This is a genomic window from Acinetobacter parvus DSM 16617 = CIP 108168 (assembly GCF_000368025.1).
Taxonomy (GTDB): Bacteria; Pseudomonadota; Gammaproteobacteria; order Pseudomonadales; family Moraxellaceae; genus Acinetobacter; species Acinetobacter parvus.
In genome coordinates, this window is record NZ_KB849212.1 from 1,299,206 (window position 1) to 1,314,689 (window position 15,484).

The 15,484-nt window shown below is 43.8% G+C and carries 16 protein-coding genes, 2 tRNA genes and 1 pseudogene; 9 read left to right on the forward strand and 10 right to left on the reverse strand.

Annotated features, from left to right (window positions below):
• Positions 1–121 precede the first annotated feature (121 nt).
• Positions 122–1,642, forward strand: a complete 1,521-nt coding sequence (locus tag F988_RS12870; protein ID WP_004683465.1) for an acetyl-CoA hydrolase/transferase family protein — start codon at positions 122–124, stop codon at positions 1,640–1,642.
• A gap of 107 nt (positions 1,643–1,749) precedes the next feature.
• Here F988_RS12870 and F988_RS12875 read toward each other — a convergent pair.
• The 3 genes from F988_RS12875 to F988_RS12885 form a co-directional block, all read right to left on the reverse strand.
• Positions 1,750–1,825: transfer RNA gene (locus F988_RS12875), tRNA-Phe, on the reverse strand.
• Positions 1,826–1,963: 138 nt separating this feature from the next.
• Positions 1,964–2,039: transfer RNA gene (locus tag F988_RS12880), tRNA-Phe, on the reverse strand.
• Between the two features lie 108 nt (positions 2,040–2,147).
• Entirely contained in the window at positions 2,148–2,525 is a 378-nt protein-coding gene (locus tag F988_RS12885) for a GNAT family N-acetyltransferase (RefSeq protein WP_004683467.1), read from the reverse strand.
• 104 nt (positions 2,526–2,629) lie between these two features.
• Here F988_RS12885 and hisB point away from each other — a divergent pair, with 104 nt between their 5' ends.
• From hisB to F988_RS12905, 5 genes and pseudogenes are all read left to right on the forward strand, one after another.
• A complete protein-coding gene (gene hisB, locus F988_RS12890) occupies positions 2,630–3,223 on the forward strand; it encodes an imidazoleglycerol-phosphate dehydratase HisB (protein ID WP_000194096.1) in 594 nt (197 codons plus the stop codon).
• Positions 3,223–3,840, forward strand: coding sequence for an imidazole glycerol phosphate synthase subunit HisH (gene hisH, locus F988_RS12895; RefSeq protein ID WP_004683469.1), 618 nt, complete (start codon positions 3,223–3,225; stop codon positions 3,838–3,840). Before hisB ends, hisH begins: the two co-directional genes overlap by 1 nt.
• A gap of 150 nt (positions 3,841–3,990) precedes the next feature.
• A pseudogene (locus tag F988_RS15630) lies at positions 3,991–4,134 on the forward strand (3'-5' exonuclease domain-containing protein 2); the annotation flags it as partial.
• 66 nt (positions 4,135–4,200) lie between these two features.
• A complete protein-coding gene (hisA, locus tag F988_RS12900) occupies positions 4,201–4,932 on the forward strand; it encodes a 1-(5-phosphoribosyl)-5-[(5-phosphoribosylamino)methylideneamino]imidazole-4-carboxamide isomerase (protein ID WP_004683470.1) in 732 nt (243 codons plus the stop codon).
• A 148-nt stretch (positions 4,933–5,080) separates the two neighbouring features.
• Positions 5,081–5,971: a DMT family transporter gene (locus F988_RS12905; protein WP_004683472.1), complete on the forward strand. Its 891-nt coding sequence runs from the start codon at positions 5,081–5,083 to the stop codon at positions 5,969–5,971.
• A gap of 84 nt (positions 5,972–6,055) precedes the next feature.
• Here the strand turns inward: F988_RS12905 and F988_RS12910 are convergent, their stop codons facing one another.
• From F988_RS12910 to F988_RS12920, 3 genes are read right to left on the reverse strand one after another with little or no spacing between them, the layout of a single operon-like run.
• Positions 6,056–6,448, reverse strand: a complete 393-nt coding sequence (locus F988_RS12910) for a DUF4870 family protein (protein ID WP_004683474.1) — start codon at positions 6,446–6,448, stop codon at positions 6,056–6,058.
• Between the two features lie 24 nt (positions 6,449–6,472).
• Complete coding sequence (locus tag F988_RS12915; RefSeq protein ID WP_004683477.1) at positions 6,473–7,090, reverse strand: DUF1294 domain-containing protein; 618 nt, start codon at positions 7,088–7,090, stop codon at positions 6,473–6,475.
• 4 nt (positions 7,091–7,094) lie between these two features.
• Entirely contained in the window at positions 7,095–8,051 is a 957-nt protein-coding gene (locus F988_RS12920; RefSeq protein ID WP_004683479.1) for a homoserine kinase, read from the reverse strand.
• A 111-nt stretch (positions 8,052–8,162) separates the two neighbouring features.
• On the opposite strand from F988_RS12920, the gene hisF reads away from it, so the two are divergent.
• Positions 8,163–8,921: an imidazole glycerol phosphate synthase subunit HisF gene (gene hisF / locus F988_RS12925; RefSeq protein ID WP_004678871.1), complete on the forward strand. Its 759-nt coding sequence runs from the start codon at positions 8,163–8,165 to the stop codon at positions 8,919–8,921.
• 440 nt (positions 8,922–9,361) lie between these two features.
• Here hisF and F988_RS12930 read toward each other — a convergent pair whose 3' ends face one another.
• Positions 9,362–10,006 (reverse strand): sterol desaturase family protein, encoded by a 645-nt coding sequence (locus F988_RS12930; protein WP_004683481.1) that lies wholly within the window; start codon positions 10,004–10,006, stop codon positions 9,362–9,364.
• A 114-nt stretch (positions 10,007–10,120) separates the two neighbouring features.
• On the opposite strand from F988_RS12930, the gene F988_RS12935 reads away from it, so the two are divergent.
• A complete protein-coding gene (locus F988_RS12935) occupies positions 10,121–11,128 on the forward strand; it encodes an AraC family transcriptional regulator (protein WP_004683482.1) in 1,008 nt (335 codons plus the stop codon).
• Positions 11,129–11,302: 174 nt separating this feature from the next.
• Positions 11,303–11,992: an aquaporin Z gene (gene aqpZ / locus F988_RS12940; protein ID WP_004683483.1), complete on the forward strand. Its 690-nt coding sequence runs from the start codon at positions 11,303–11,305 to the stop codon at positions 11,990–11,992.
• 47 nt (positions 11,993–12,039) lie between these two features.
• On the opposite strand, the gene F988_RS12945 is transcribed toward aqpZ, so the two are convergent.
• The 3 genes from F988_RS12945 to F988_RS12955 form a co-directional block, all read right to left on the reverse strand.
• The gene (locus F988_RS12945) at positions 12,040–12,282 is read right to left on the reverse strand and encodes a hypothetical protein (RefSeq protein ID WP_004683484.1); all 243 of its coding nucleotides are present in this window, start codon (positions 12,280–12,282) and stop codon (positions 12,040–12,042) included.
• A 73-nt stretch (positions 12,283–12,355) separates the two neighbouring features.
• A complete protein-coding gene (locus F988_RS12950) occupies positions 12,356–13,429 on the reverse strand; it encodes a DNA/RNA non-specific endonuclease (RefSeq protein ID WP_004683485.1) in 1,074 nt (357 codons plus the stop codon).
• A gap of 160 nt (positions 13,430–13,589) precedes the next feature.
• Entirely contained in the window at positions 13,590–15,467 is a 1,878-nt protein-coding gene (locus F988_RS12955; protein WP_004683487.1) for a potassium transporter Kup, read from the reverse strand.
• Between the last annotated feature and the right edge of the window lie 17 nt (positions 15,468–15,484).

Sequence of the window (15,484 nt, forward strand, 5' to 3'; positions counted from 1 at the left end):
GCTTTTTAGCAATAAAATTATCCTCCATTTCACCTATTAGACCTTAGCCGTAGTTCAATTCACTTTTCCAGTTTTATCGCTAAAATCCATATCCAATGAAAATCAAAATTGAGAATGGATGATGTCTCTAGATCGTATTCGCCTTGCCTCACTGCATGACAAAGTGATGAGTGCTGAGCAGGCTGCCAGCTTTATTGAAAATGACATGACCGTGGGTATGAGTGGTTTTACCCGTGCAGGCGAAGCGAAAGCCGTTCCTCAGGCACTTGCTGAACGCGCCAAGAAAAATCCGTTAAAAATCACGTTAATTACAGGTGCAAGTCTAGGTAACGACCTCGATAAACAGCTCACTGAGGCAGGTGTATTGGCACGTCGCATGCCATTCCAAGTGGACAACACCCTACGCCGTGCCATCAACAACGGCGAAGTGATGTTTGTTGACCAGCATCTGTCCGAAACTGTAGAGCACATGCGTAACCTGCAACTGAAAAAACCAGATATTGCGGTGATTGAGGCTGTGGCGATTACTGAAGACGGTGGCATCATTCCAACCACATCGGTTGGCAACTCAGCCAGCTTTGCGATTTTTGCTGAAAAAGTTATTGTTGAAATCAATACCAACACCAGTACCGCCTTTGAAGGCTTGCATGACATCTACATTCCGACCTATCGCCCAACACGCCAGCCCATTCCATTGACCAGCGTGGATGAGCGGATGGGAAGCACAGCCATCAATATCGACCCTGCCAAAATTGTCGGTATTGTCTTCAATGACACCCTGCTGGATTCGCCATCAACCGTCACGCCACCAGATGACGAGACTCAAGGAATTGCCAATCACCTGATCGCCTTTTTTGAAAAGGAAGTGGCTGAGGGTCGTTTACCGAAAAACTTGGGGCCTTTACAGGCAGGCATTGGTTCAATTGCCAATGCAGTCCTGACAGGTTTAAAAGATTCTCCTTTTGAAGATCTGGTGATGTACTCAGAAGTATTGCAGGACTGTACTTTTGAATTGATTGATGCTGGCAAAATGAAATTTGCATCAGGCTGCTCCATCACCCTGTCACAGAAATATGGCGAAAAGGTGTTTGGCAATATTGAGGCCTACCGTGACAAGCTGGTATTGCGTACACAGGAAATGTCCAACCACCCTGAACTGGTGCGCCGTTTAGGCATCATTGGTATCAATACCGCACTTGAGTTTGATATCTACGGCAATGTGAACTCAACACACGTTTGCGGCACTAAAATGATGAATGGGATCGGCGGTTCAGGTGACTTTGCCCGTAATGCGCATCTGGCCATCTTCGTGACCAAGTCGATTGCCAAGGGCGGTGATATTTCATCTATCGTGCCAATGGTCAGCCATGTTGACCACAATGAGCATGATGTTGATATTTTGGTCACTGAAATTGGTTTAGCAGATTTACGTGGTCTGGCACCTCGTGAACGTGCCAAAGTGATCATTGAGAATTGTGTACATCCGCTTTACCGTAACGCACTTCAGGACTATTTTGAGCGTGCCTGTGAACGTGGTGGACATACACCTCACCTGCTTCGTGAAGCCCTGTCCTGGCATGCAAACTTTGAAGAAACAGGCCATATGCTGGTTAGCAATATTGAGGTTGCTAAATCGGCTTAATTTATCATTAAGTCAATAGAATAATTGCCAGCTTGAAAGCTGGCTTTTTATTGTCACTCTTAGATTATAAAAAAAGCCCCAAACTTTTGTTTGGGGCTTTTTGAATATGGTGGCGGGACCCAGGATCGAACTGGGGACACACGGATTTTCAATCCGTTGCTCTACCGACTGAGCTATCGCGCCAATGGCGTGTATTAAGCCGCATATCAGGCAAATAGTCAATAACTATCCTGAGCTTTTGTTTTAAATGACGATTTTTCACACAAAAACCCCAGGCAAAAAAAATCCCTGATGGGATCAGGGATTGAAATTTCAAATTCATGGTGGCGGGACCCAGGATCGAACTGGGGACACACGGATTTTCAATCCGTTGCTCTACCGACTGAGCTATCGCGCCAAAGTGGGCATATTAAACAATGTTTGTCAAAATCCGTCAAGTCAATTTGTGGATTTTTCTATTAACTGTTTAATTTTGCTACAATACTGAACAGGAATCTATTTTCAGCTAGATCTTGCCTAGATGCGACAGGCAACGGTGAATCGCGCCACAGCCTGGCTCAAACTGCTTCACGCCCTGCTCCTCTTCAATGCGGCAAACCTCCTCAACCAGACGCTCCGCCACGCCGCGTCCACGATTGGCAGGGTGAACTACAACATATTCTAGTACTCGACTTTCGCCTTGTCCTGTTGACCAAATTGCGCCTATAATTTTGCTGTTAAATTCAGCGGTGTAAACTGTGGTATATTGTTGCAGGTCTTGTTCAAGTTGCTGCATGGCATCTTGCCCATCACCAAACTCTGGGCTGGTGTCATAAAGTCGCTCTAGCTGGGTACGAATCCCTAGATTATCTAGAGAACGGTAAGCATGTACGGTAATAGGCATTGATTAACCCTCCTGAGCAAACTATGATGCTGTCACTTTTTCGTGACAGCGAAACTATCGGTTTTTAATTCAATCATTTTTGACGTTTTTTGAGGAACGTGTCCATGACGCAACGTATCAGTGAAGTGGTAAGAAATACCAACGAAACCAAAATTCGAGTTCGTCTCAATCTCGATGGTACTGGTCAAGGCACCCTCAACACTGGAGTTCCATTTTTAGACCATATGATTGATCAAATCAAGCGCCATGGTCTATTTGATATCGACATTCATTGCGATGGTGACCTTGAAATTGATGATCACCACACCGTAGAAGACTGTGGAATCACGCTGGGACAAGCCTTTGCGCAAGCTTTAGGTGATAAAAAGGGCTTGCGTCGTTATGGGCATTTTTATGCGCCACTCGATGAGGCACTGTCTCGTGTTGTTGTTGATCTATCTGGTCGTCCAGGTTTATTTATGGATATTCCATTCACTCGCGCTCGTATCGGCACGTTTGATGTCGATTTGTTCTCTGAGTTTTTCCAAGGTTTTGTCAACCATGCGTTAATGACCCTGCATATCGACAATCTAAAGGGTAAGAATAGCCATCACCAGATCGAAAGTGTGTTTAAGGCATTGGCTCGCGCATTGCGTATGGCCTGTGAAATCGATCCACGTGCCGAAAATACCATTGCATCTACCAAAGGGAGTCTGTAATGACTCGCATTGCATTACTTGACTATGGTATGGGCAACCTGCACTCTGCGGCAAAAGCGCTGGAGCATGTGGGTGCAACGGTTGATGTCACCAATGATGCAAAGCTGATTGCCAAAGCGGATAAGATTGTTTTTCCAGGTGTTGGTGCAATGCGTGACTGTATGCAGGGTATGCATGAGGCAGGCATTGATGAGGTGGTGCGTCAGGCAGCTTTCAATAAACCTGTTCTTGCGATTTGTGTTGGCATGCAAGCCCTACTGCAAAGTTCGGAAGAAAATGGTGGCGTGGATGCACTCGGTATTTTTGATGGTGTAGTGAAACACTTCCCTGAAATTCCACATTTAAAAGTACCACACATGGGCTGGAATCAGGTTCACCAGCTTGATCCAGATCATCCGATGTGGAACAACATTGAGCAGGACGCACGTTTCTATTTTGTGCATAGCTATTATGTTGAGCCAAAAGATTCAGCGATAACGGCGGCAACCTGTGATTATGGCGTGAACTTCTGTACCGCCATTCATAAGGACAATATGTTCGCAACCCAGTTCCATCCAGAGAAAAGTCATACCGCTGGTTTGCAGCTGTTAAAAAACTTTGTGGAATGGAAAATTTAAGTTAAATCAAATATCAATGGAACAGCAACAATGTGTTGAATAAATCACGTTACATGGTCAAAAAGCCAAGTTTTCTCACTTGGCTTTTTCATATGTGCAAAAGTGTTTAAGCTTCACCCATCAATCAAGTTTCAATGAAAATGGAAATGTAGCAACAAACAAATCCCCTATGCGGCGGCAGATGCCTATGCAGCCCTGCTGATCTTTGGCCATCTTTATACACAGCAGTTACTCAGCCCACAACTCCAGCAACAAGTTAATAGAATACTGGATGATTCAGTATCCAAGACTTAGAGATCGCCCAATACTTTGCTAATATGTAGCCAATTTAAACTTTATGATGACGCTAGGAGCGAAAGCATGCTAATCATCCCTGCAATTGACCTGAAAGATGGTAAATGTGTTCGTTTAAAACAAGGACGTATGGAAGACGATACCGTTTTCTCTGATGATCCTGTCGCAACTGCACAACACTGGGTGGATGAAGGCGCACGTCGTTTACATTTAGTGGATTTGAATGGTGCTTTCGCAGGTACGCCAATTCATAAACCTGTGGTTGAGGCGATTGCCCGCGCACAGCCTGAGCTTCCAATCCAGATCGGTGGCGGTATCCGCTCCCTTGAAACCATCGAGCATTATTTAGAGGCTGGCGTGTCATTTGTGATTATTGGCACCAAAGCGGTGAAAGAGCCTGAGTTTGTGGAAGAGGCATGCAAACGCTTTGCAGGTCATATCATTGTTGGTATTGATGCCATCAATGGTATGGTCGCAACCGATGGCTGGGCAAATGTAACCGATGTCAAGGCAACTGATCTGGCCAGGCGTTTCGCTGATGCAGGCGTTTCCAGCATCGTGTATACCGACATCGCACGCGATGGCATGATGCAGGGCGTAAATGTCGAGCAAACCGTGAGTTTAGCGGAATACTCAGGCCTACCTGTGATTGCTTCAGGCGGCGTGACCAACCTTGATGATGTCCGCAACCTGAAAGGCCAGAAAGGTATTTTAGGCGCAATTACAGGCCGTGCAATTTATGAGGGTACCTTGAATCTGCGTGAGGCTCAGTTATTACTGGATGAAGATCGCCTCTAAACAAAGCACTAAAAGAAGAGCGGTCAGGCTCTTTTTTTATTTGTGAGTTGAATAAATTGCCTGATCCATACTGGAACAGATGATTTCTCTTGCATAGACGCTATCAGTTTATACACAATATAAAGTTGATTTTTACTGTTTTTACACCATGCCAACCCATCTCGCCTCCTCTCCCAGAGCTGCCCAGTTTGCGCTTATTTTTATTACCATGATCTGGGGCAGCACATTTCTGGCAGTGCAATACGCCCTGAATTTTAGTAGCCCGATGTTTTTTGTCGGCTGTCGTTTTGCTGTCGCGGCCTTGGCCATCCTACTGATCTCAATCAATTCCATTCGCGGGTTAACCCTAAAGGAAACACTGGCAGGCACCGCAATTGGTGTGGTCATCGCAATTGGTTATGGCACACAAACCATTGCCCTACAGACCATTCTCAGCAGTGAATCGGCCTTTCTTACTGCCCTGTACGTTCCACTGGTACCCATCCTGATGTGGGTTATTTTCCAGAAACGCCCCAGTTTAATGACCTGGGTGGGCACAGCACTGGCATTTACAGGTCTGGTATTTTTAACGGGAAATGGTTTCTCAGGTATTCACCTCAATTACGGGCAGGTGCTGACCCTGATCTGCGCCTTTGTGATTGCACTGGAAATTATCTTGATTGGTTATTTTGCTGGAAAGGTCAATCTCAGGCGGGTTACGGTGGTTCAGCTTGCCGTTGCCTCAATCCTCTCCTTTGCCAGTATGCCGATGGTGGGTGAACACAAGATTCCTGAATTTTCATGGACACTGCTACTGATTGCTGTGATCCTAGGTTTAGCCAGTGCCCTGATTCAGTTCGTGATGAACTGGGCACAGCGAATGGTTGATCCAACCCGTGCCGCGATCATCTATGCAGGTGAACCTGTCTGGGCAGGCTTATTTGGGCGGATTGCGGGTGAGCGACTGCCTTTACTGGCCTTGCTGGGAGGTTTAATGGTGGTTCTCGGGGTATTGGTCAGTGAGTTAAAATGGAACAAGCCTAAACAAAAAGAGCGCTAAAAAGCGCTCTATGCTGCTGATGCCTCTTTCTTTTTCATTAACATACACGAATGCACATGCTCAATAATCATGCTTTATCCTATTTTATTGGTACATGGGTTTATTATCATTCAGTGCGATTAAACCACGAATTGCCCGATAAACAATCCAGACCCACGCGGCAAAAATCACCAGTACACAAAATACAGTACCTGAAAGTGCAACGCCAGCAAATGCATTGGCATTGTCCCCTGTAAAGAATAGGAAGAAGAATGGAATAAAGGCGATGATGTTCCAGGCCAGATACCACCAGAATGTACGGATCTGCCAGGTAAAGTGGCTTTCAAAGATTGAGCCACGCACATCACCACGCTTGACATAGTTAATAATGAGCGCAATGACCGCCAATAAACCACCAGAAAAAATCGCAATAATATAAAGTACATAAAGAACCAGCGTTAAAGTACGGTTCGGGTCTTGATCAACGGAATAATTCATTTTTATTTATCTCCAGAAACGCCCTCAATAAAAGACATTAAGGGGCGAAATTAACCAGCATATCAACAGTATATGAAAAGCTATGGTACAGAAATAAATCTTACGGAATGGTTGCTTTTGTGTTTTATGTCGCAATTTTTGTTGTGCAAGCCACCCTCCACACCAACCACCTAAAGAATCCACGATATGCAAAGTCTGCTCTGGAATACGTCGATTCCCCAATTGTGCCGCTTCTTTATCCTGTGCATACAGCCAATAGCTCAGGACATTCATCAGGCTGACAAACAGTAGCGTATAAGGTGGTAGCAACTTGCTAAAACCTGCAACCAGCATAAATACAATATAAATGATGATACCAATCTGCATCGGTGACCACGCTTTAGACTGTTTTGGCAGAGCTGGTTCAGCCCGATGCTCAAGCACCTGTGATGCTTTTAAATAAGTTGCTTGCTGAGCGCGATAACGACCCCGCTCATCCAGAATCACGGTATATTCCAGCGCACAGCCCACTATCGGGCGTGGCCCTGTACGGGCAAAGTCCTTGATGTGCAGGAACACACGCTGCTTATGTGCATCATTGGGTTGTATAAATCCATAGCCCCTATCATCAAACCATTCCACCAAACGTCCTTGATCTCGCATATTCCTATCCTAAACCTAACACTTGTTGTAAACGGTCTTGTAGCATCATACGCATTTCTATCGGGTCTTTTTGCAAAATATCCTCCCCTGTGCGCCCCTGCTCAGCATTCTTCTGTGCGACCTGCAAACGCATACACCAAAAACGGCAGGCCGCCATTGCTAAGAAAATATCTAAACAAGCTAACTCATCTTGTGTCAGTGGGCGCACTTGTTGATAGGCGGTGAGGAATGTCTCTGCTTTTTCCATATCCAAATGTGCCTGCGGATAACTGGTACAGAAATCATTGATGCTAATGGCAATATCAAACAGCCATTCATCTTGGTTGAGCTCATAAAAATCGAGGATACCGTTGAGTTGACTGCCCTCAAACAGGGTGTTATCCCGAAATAAATCTGAGTGAATAAAGCCTGTTGGCCGATCTGGATATTCCTGACTAATCACCTCAAATAGCTGAAATACCTGATCTAAAAGTTGTTGGTCTGCTAGGGGCATCTTGGAGCGTAGTTGGCTGGCAACCTCTGACCAATAGGCATGATTGCGATTAAAATCACGTTGTAATGGAAAATCCTGCAAGGCCAGATGCAGTTTGGCCTGCGCCTGCGCAATCGCCTGCACCTGCTCAATGCTGGCCTGCTCAGGATGCTCACCCATTAAGCGTGGCGCAATCTGGGCAGGTTTGCCTGCAATGCTATGGATAGCCTGACCGTGATGTTTCAACGGCACCGCGACAGGTACGCCTGCCTGCCCCAAACAGTCCAGCACGGGCACCAATTCAGCCGCTCCCTCGGCATCCAGTTCTTCAAAAACCGTTAAAACATACTGTTTCTGTGTATGATCCACCAAAAAAAAGTTGGTGTTTTGAATACCGCCCTGGATTGGAATCAGGTCAATCACCGCCAAACCATAAGGCTCGGCAAATGCCTGCACTTCCTCTAAACTCAACGGGGTATAAACCGACATGGAAAACCTGCAAAATATCACTCTGATTTTGATAGAATACCCGTTCCCTCCATGAAGGTGTAGCACCAGAGTCGGTCTCCTTTCTCTCTTGGCGATTTTTTGGAAAATTTTATGCTCGCAAAACGTATTATCCCTTGCTTGGATGTTGATAATGGCCGAGTCGTTAAAGGCGTTCAATTCCTTGATATTCGTGACGCAGGTGACCCTGTTGAGGTTGCACGTCGCTATAATGAACAAGGCGCCGATGAAATTACCTTTTTAGATATTACTGCTACCCATCATGGACGGGACACCACCTACCGTACGGTGGAGCGGATGGCGGAAAGCGTGTTCGTGCCTTTAACTGTGGGGGGTGGCGTGCGTAAGGTTGAGGACATCCGTTTACTACTGAACGCAGGTGCCGACAAGGTTAGCATCAACTCGGCTGCGGTGTTTACCCCTGAGTTTGTGCAGGAAGCCTCACAGCGTTTTGGCGCACAATGTATCGTGGTTGCCATTGATGCAAAAAAAACAGGTGAGAATAAGTGGGAAATCTTTACCCACGGCGGTCGTAAACCGACTGGGATTGATGCGATTGAATGGGCTGTCAAAATGGCGGACTTCGGTGCGGGCGAACTGCTGGTAACCAGTATGGATGCCGATGGAACCAAAGCAGGTTATGACATCGCCTTAATGCGTCAAATCAATGATCGTGTCAGCATTCCAACCATTGCTTCAGGTGGTGTTGGAAGCCTACAGCATTTAGCGGATGGGATATTAAAAGGCGGTGCGGATGCCGTATTAGCAGCATCTATTTTCCACTTTGGTCAGCACACCATTCCAGAAGCCAAACAATATCTGGCTGAACAAGGCATTGAAATGCGTTTGTAAGCCCTATCATAGGCGTAGCTGGGTTTTGGGTTACGCCTTAATTTTTAAAAGAATAAAAATAAGTATGATACTTTACTCTGGACTGTTATTTTTACTTTTGCAAGTTGCATGTTTTTTCTGTTTTCAATATTCACTAAAATCTAAAGATAGTGATGAACGTCACCTGCTCACAGGTTTAAGCCTGCAAAACGAGTAGGCAAAAAAATACCTTGCCTAAGCAAGGTATGGAAACTGCGTTTATACAACGCTAGAGGGTAAACGTGAATTTTGTCATTTTGAAAATTCTGTGCATTTCAAATGCTTGAATCAAAATAGCTATAAAATGAACAAAAATATTGACATTAAAAACTCATTTTATTGACAATTCACGACAAGCCCTCCTGTCCTGTAGTTATAAATGTCAAAATGGCAACGTCTCTTTAGCAGTTGTCAATCTGGTGTTAAGCCACCGATTCTGTTTGTTCTTCCTCAACTACAACAGGCTGCACCAGTTTTGGCTTGTGCTCCACCCACTTTGCTGGAAAAACCGATTCAATTGCGTTGCCTAAAGCCTTGGAAATAGACTCTGGCAATGGCAGCCCAAGAGGATTGGCCTCTTTCAGGTCCGCCGAGGACACCACACGGGTTCCCATGATGTAGTCAAACCACGGACGGGTAACCCCCCAGTTGGCATCCTGATTTGAGTTCATGTGATGATCATAATGCCAGGGAATACGTTTTTTTGCCCATTCTGGCTCTAAATGAGAACGGCGATGCACATAATAATAATTACCTGCACAATACCAGAATGACAGCGCCATCCCTTTGGAGAATGGATAGGCTGCCGCACTCGACACGGTTGCAACCGCAGCCAGTGCTATCAGTTCGTTACGGGTACGCCAGTTATCCAGCCCCTCAGCATAACAGTCATCAGAAAAGCCCTGTTTACGGACTTCACGGTGATGTGCCCAATGCGATTCCATCTGTTTTGGCGTTGGACTGAAACGTGGCTTGCCTTTACGGTGTACCCCATGTAATAGATATTTATGAGCAAACCATTCAAATGCGTTTGCAACAGCCAAACCCGCAATAAAACCCTTTAACATGGCTTTCTCCAAATGTTTCCTTATTTTTATTAAAGATATAAATTTTTGTAGGCGAAGTATTGACGATGCGATATATTTATATTGACAAAACACGACAGAATAAGGATAGACAGGATGTCTCAACTCAAGAACTATACAGGCTCTGTTTATGGGGGATTGGGGCATTTATTAAAAGCCTATTGTGAAGCACAACATATTGCTGTTCCTGAACAATTACAACAAGTTCAAAATCTGGAACGCTTTGATTATGTGATTTGGCGAGACCTACTTGAAGACCTCAATCACTTGCACGCAAAGACAGGTTTGGGCTTAGAAATTGCAGAATACGTACAACCCAAACATTTAGGGATTATTGCTTACCTCGCACTTTCTTGTGAAAATTTGGGTGAAGCATTGGCACGTTATCATGATTTTCATCGTCTGATTTATGATGGCAGTCCCTTGGTGGTGGAATTTAATCATCCTTATGCTTCAATCCGTTGGGAAGCTCCAGAACCCCACCCAACCCAGTTAACGGATGAAATTGCAATTGCCTTAATGGTGCAATTCCTCAAGTTATTTATGTCAGGTGAAAACATCAATCTGCATGAAGTCCATTTTGTGAATGTTGCACCGAAGAATATCAGCGTTTATGAGCAATATTTTCGCTGTAAAGTCCGATTTGATCAGCCAAAAACCCAACTACTCCTACCCGTTACTGAAGCCTTTAAACCATTAAAAACAGGTGATCACACCTTACAACAACTGTTATTACAACAAGCCCAAGCATTATTGGACAAGCTGCCAAATTCCACTCAACTTGATCAACGTCTGCAACATGCCATTTTGACAGGATTACAGAAAAACCAATATCAAATCGATTTTATTGCCGAAAAATTAGGGTTATCGGTAAGACAATTACAACGTCACTTACAACAGCAAAACACCACCTTTCAGGAACGGGTACAACAGATTCGCTTTATGTTGGCAACCGAATACTTAAAAGATCCGCATCTGAGCCTACAAGAAATCGCATTGCTACTTTGCTATTCTGAACAAAGTGCTTTTCAACGTGCATTTAAAATTTGGACCAATCAAACCCCGCAGCAGTGGCGAAACAACAACACAACTTACAATTCTTAATAAAACTAGAGACAAACTAACGCTTTCACAACAGATCATTTTTTTTACAGCATTTATAAAAGAGCGTATGCAGTTTTGTGAATTAATTCACATTTATTCATAGAGCTTAAATATATCCATAATAAATTCTTGGATGCATACTTTTTTATTTTTATAACGAATCGGGTGATAACAATGAACAAATATTTAGCAGAATTTCTGGGGACCTTTTGGCTAGTTTTTGGTGGTTGTGGTAGCGCTGTGCTTGCCGCCGCATTTCCAGAGCTTGGGATCGGCTTCTTAGGTGTAGCACTTGCTTTTGGTCTAACTGTTTTAACGGGTGCTTATGCATTTGGTCATATTTCAGGGGGTCACTTTAACCCTGCTGTCAGTGTAGGCTTATGGGTTGGTGGACGCTTTGAAGCCAAAGAATTAGCACCTTATATTATTTCTCAAGTGATTGGTGGAACAATCGCAGCCTTAGTACTTTACATTATTGTGCAAGGTCAAGCAGGCTTTGCTGGTACTGGCGGCTTTGCAAGTAATGGCTATGGGGATTTATCACCTAACCATTTTTCTATGGTCTCCGCTCTTTTAATTGAAGTGGTACTGACCGCATTTTTCCTGATTGTGATTTTAGGATCAACTGATCGTCGTGCGCCTGCTGGTTTTGCACCGATTGCTATCGGTTTAGCATTAACATTGATTCACTTAATTAGCATCCCTGTAACCAATACATCGGTAAACCCTGCACGTAGTACAGCGGTGGCGCTTTTTGCTGAAACTGCAGCACTAAGCCAATTATGGTTATTCTGGGTTGCGCCTATTATTGGGGCAATCATTGGAGCGCTTATTTATAAAGTGGTCGGCAACGAGAAAAGCTAAGCTCACATTCCCATAAAAAAACAGCCTTTTGAAAAGGCTGTTTTCATTTACAAAAATGGGTTTTCAATTTCTCGCTCAAGCTTTCGTTCAATCTGTTCAGGTAAGCTTTGTTTTTCTAATGCTGCCACCACATCATTGATAAAACTTTGTAATGCTTTGGCTGTTTTCAAACCTGCTTGATCTTTGGTAATTTGTAAGTTGCCATATAAACTGACACAGTCCACTTGATTTTCCAAAGTCAGATCGTAAATTGCCGAAGACTGATCGCCCTGTTCAAAAGGTTTAAACATCTTTTCCTCTCATTGTTCTTTTCTGTTTTACCCTATTTGAGTTAAGCATAATCACTTTAGGATAGCTGCGATATTATCGCAATAATTGTAAAAAAAACTGAACCAATGCTTCAATCAATTGCTTGATTAAAGCCTGTTTGGTTTCTTCATCTACTTGCGGTAACTTACTTTCAGTGGACTGTGATTGCCCTGAAGCAAATTGCTGTTGTTGAGCTTGAATACTTTCTGTTGTTGCCTCTTCTGCACACTGACTTTGCCCATCCCATTTGACATAGTTAATGTCTTTATTGGCTTTAACCTGTTGTGCTGATGTCGGTAATTGATAAATATTACGCTTTTGTTGTTCTGTAAGCTGCGGGAATAAATTAATCCCTAGTTTTTCTTCTAGATAGCACACGCTCACGACTTTAACCTGTAGCGAATCATTATTCGGCGCATAATACGCACCAATAATGCCCTGTTTGGGTAAATACACGGCTTTGTATACAGCCGTAGGGACTATTACGCCATTGCCAATGGTTTTTAAACGCTTCGCTTCAAAGATCGGTCCCGTAATAACATAAGCATCTTTATGCTGTTTAGTCACAATAGAACGTACCGCTTCTTCTAATTTACGCCAGACTTCCTGATTATTCTTGGGTGCTTGTGGCACCATATTGGCTAAAGAAAAGCTATCCTGCTGCGCTGCGGTATTGTTCATATCACCGTTGGGTACCATATGCCCACGATCATAACCAGAACCACGATAGTCCGATAACAAAGCACGATGCGCAAGCTGCACCCGTGTTTCCTCATGGAAATTGTCTTCACGCTTGATCTTAATGCTTAAACGCTCAGGTGTCAGGTATTCGGCTGACCATAGCGGCGTTTTGGACACACCTGAATACATCACATTGAAGCCGTTAAAGCACAGTGCATAACTGTCTTTTTTCAGGCTTTCCCTGTTGAGTATCGGTGGCACATCACGGTAGAACTGTTTTAGGCATCCACTGTTGCCGCCTGAGACAGGAAGAAGTTTGGCAATTTTTTCACTGCCAAATGCGATGGCAAAACTTCCCGTTGCAACTAGGGCGAGCAGAATCTTTCCAATATTTTGGCTCAAAAAATGAGCTTGAGTTTTAGCCTTTTTGGTTGTTTTCTTTGCCATAACCACATCAAGATCAACATGAACGCGAAGCTTAACAATTCAGGGACATGCTGTATATCGCGCTACCGCTTAGAACGACATTTTATGTCGCAAAACTGTTCACTTGATCAGCAGGCAATAAAAAAGGCACTCGAAAGTGCCATTTTTATTTGTATTTTCACTAGATTTCGATTTGACTGCCCAGCTCCACCACACGGTTGGTCGGAATCTGGTAGAAGTCACTCACAGGACTGGTATTACGCTGCATTGAAATAAACAGCTTCTCACGCCACGGCGACATGCCATCCCCCACCGTATGCACAATGCGGTCGCGTGAAATAAAGAAGCTAATTTGCATCAAATCGTATTCAAAGCCTAATTCTTCGTAAGCTTGAATCAAGGCTTTTGGCACATTAGGTTCATCTTTAAAACCGTAGAAAATTTTGATGCGATAGAAATGTTCATTCAACGTTTCAACACTAATTCGCTCCTCTTGAGGAACAAATGGGACATCTTCAATCACAACCGTGACTAAAATATTACGCTCATGTAGTACTTTATTGTGCTTAATATTATGTAGCATCGCATGCGGAACAACATTAGGCGTTCCAGTTAAAAAGACTGCATCGCCAGGTACCCGATGAACATTGTCCCCAATACTTTTCACAAATAAATCGAGTGATAGGGTGTCGTGTTCAAGCTTAGCAAAAGTAAGCTCACGCCCACGTTTCCACGTCATCAGGATCATAACCGCGACTGCACCGATCAATAACGGTACCCAACCACCTGAGAACATTTTTAATGATGCTGCTGCGACCAGTACGGATTCCAAAATGAAGAATGGAATAATCAACAGCATCACTTTTGGTAAGCTCCATTTCCATGCATAGTATATGAATACAGCAACCAAAATTGTGTCACATAACATGGTTAAGGTCACAGCCAAGCCATAAGCACTTGCAAGGTTTGAGCTGGTTTTAAAAATTAAAATTAAGATGACAATCGAGATCAGCAATAACCAATTCAGAAATGGCACATAAATTTGTCCTTCTTCAGAATCAGAAGTATGTTTAATGCCTAAACGTGGTAAATAACCCAATTGGATTGCTTGACGAGCTAAAGAGAAAACCCCAGAAATAACGGCCTGTGATGCAATCACAGCTGCCATCGTTGCCAAGATAATCATTGGGTACAAAGCCCAACTTGGGACTAGTAAATAGAATGGATTTTCAATCGCCGCAGGATTGCGAAGTAACAGCGCACCTTGTCCAGCATAATTTAATACAAGGCAAGGCAAAACGACACTAAACCAACCGAAACGAATTGGACGCGGTCCAAAATGCCCCATATCTGCATATAAGGCTTCACCACCTGTGACCGTCAGAACAACAGCACCCATAATAAAAAATGCTTGTACAGGATGAGTGAAAATAAACTGAATTGCCCAATGAGGACTAACCATACCGAGTACGATTGGTGTTTGCACGACGCTAATGACACCCAAGATCCCCAATGACAAAAACCAGAGTAGCGTAATTGGCCCAAAAAATTTACCAACAAACGCGGTTCCATGTTTTTGCATTAAAAATAATGTCGTTACAATCACGATTGCAATTGGCACAATAAACGGATCAAGTACATTGGTTGCAATTGATAGACCTTCAACAGCGGAAAGTACTGAGATTGCAGGCGTAATAATACCGTCACCAAAAAATAGCGATGCCCCAACAAAACCAATCGCAATTAAATAAATCTTCTTACTATCGGATATTTTTGCTTTGCGTAGATTCAAAGCAAGTAGAGCCATGATTCCACCTTCACCATTGTTATCCGCACGCATAACAATCGCGATGTATTTAATACTAATAATCAGCATTAAACACCAAAAAATAATCGACAAGATTCCTAATACATTTTCAGGTTGAATTCCTAGGCCATGTGCAGCATGGAAGGATTCTTTCAAAGCGTACAAAGGACTAGTTCCAATGTCTCCAAATACGACCCCTAAGGCTGCCAGCGTCATCGCAGGCAATGCGGCTTTTTTTGCGGTACTTTGCATATATTGTCTTCAATATA

Bases quoted from the DNA above. Each gene is read 5' to 3' on its own strand.
- F988_RS12870 (WP_004683465.1), top strand. From the start codon at position 122: ATGTCTCTAGATCGTATTCGCCTTGCCTCACTGCATGACAAAGTGATG.
- F988_RS12885 (WP_004683467.1), bottom strand. From the start codon at position 2,525: ATGCCTATTACCGTACATGCTTACCGTTCTCTAGATAATCTAGGGATT.
- hisB (WP_000194096.1), top strand. From the start codon at position 2,630: ATGACGCAACGTATCAGTGAAGTGGTAAGAAATACCAACGAAACCAAA.
- hisH (WP_004683469.1), top strand. From the start codon at position 3,223: ATGACTCGCATTGCATTACTTGACTATGGTATGGGCAACCTGCACTCT.
- hisA (WP_004683470.1), top strand. From the start codon at position 4,201: ATGCTAATCATCCCTGCAATTGACCTGAAAGATGGTAAATGTGTTCGT.
- F988_RS12905 (WP_004683472.1), top strand. From the start codon at position 5,081: ATGCCAACCCATCTCGCCTCCTCTCCCAGAGCTGCCCAGTTTGCGCTT.
- F988_RS12910 (WP_004683474.1), bottom strand. From the start codon at position 6,448: ATGAATTATTCCGTTGATCAAGACCCGAACCGTACTTTAACGCTGGTT.
- F988_RS12915 (WP_004683477.1), bottom strand. From the start codon at position 7,090: ATGCGAGATCAAGGACGTTTGGTGGAATGGTTTGATGATAGGGGCTAT.
- F988_RS12920 (WP_004683479.1), bottom strand. From the start codon at position 8,051: ATGTCGGTTTATACCCCGTTGAGTTTAGAGGAAGTGCAGGCATTTGCC.
- hisF (WP_004678871.1), top strand. From the start codon at position 8,163: ATGCTCGCAAAACGTATTATCCCTTGCTTGGATGTTGATAATGGCCGA.
- F988_RS12930 (WP_004683481.1), bottom strand. From the start codon at position 10,006: ATGTTAAAGGGTTTTATTGCGGGTTTGGCTGTTGCAAACGCATTTGAA.
- F988_RS12935 (WP_004683482.1), top strand. From the start codon at position 10,121: ATGTCTCAACTCAAGAACTATACAGGCTCTGTTTATGGGGGATTGGGG.
- aqpZ (WP_004683483.1), top strand. From the start codon at position 11,303: ATGAACAAATATTTAGCAGAATTTCTGGGGACCTTTTGGCTAGTTTTT.
- F988_RS12945 (WP_004683484.1), bottom strand. From the start codon at position 12,282: ATGTTTAAACCTTTTGAACAGGGCGATCAGTCTTCGGCAATTTACGAT.
- F988_RS12950 (WP_004683485.1), bottom strand. From the start codon at position 13,429: ATGGCAAAGAAAACAACCAAAAAGGCTAAAACTCAAGCTCATTTTTTG.
- F988_RS12955 (WP_004683487.1), bottom strand. From the start codon at position 15,467: ATGCAAAGTACCGCAAAAAAAGCCGCATTGCCTGCGATGACGCTGGCA.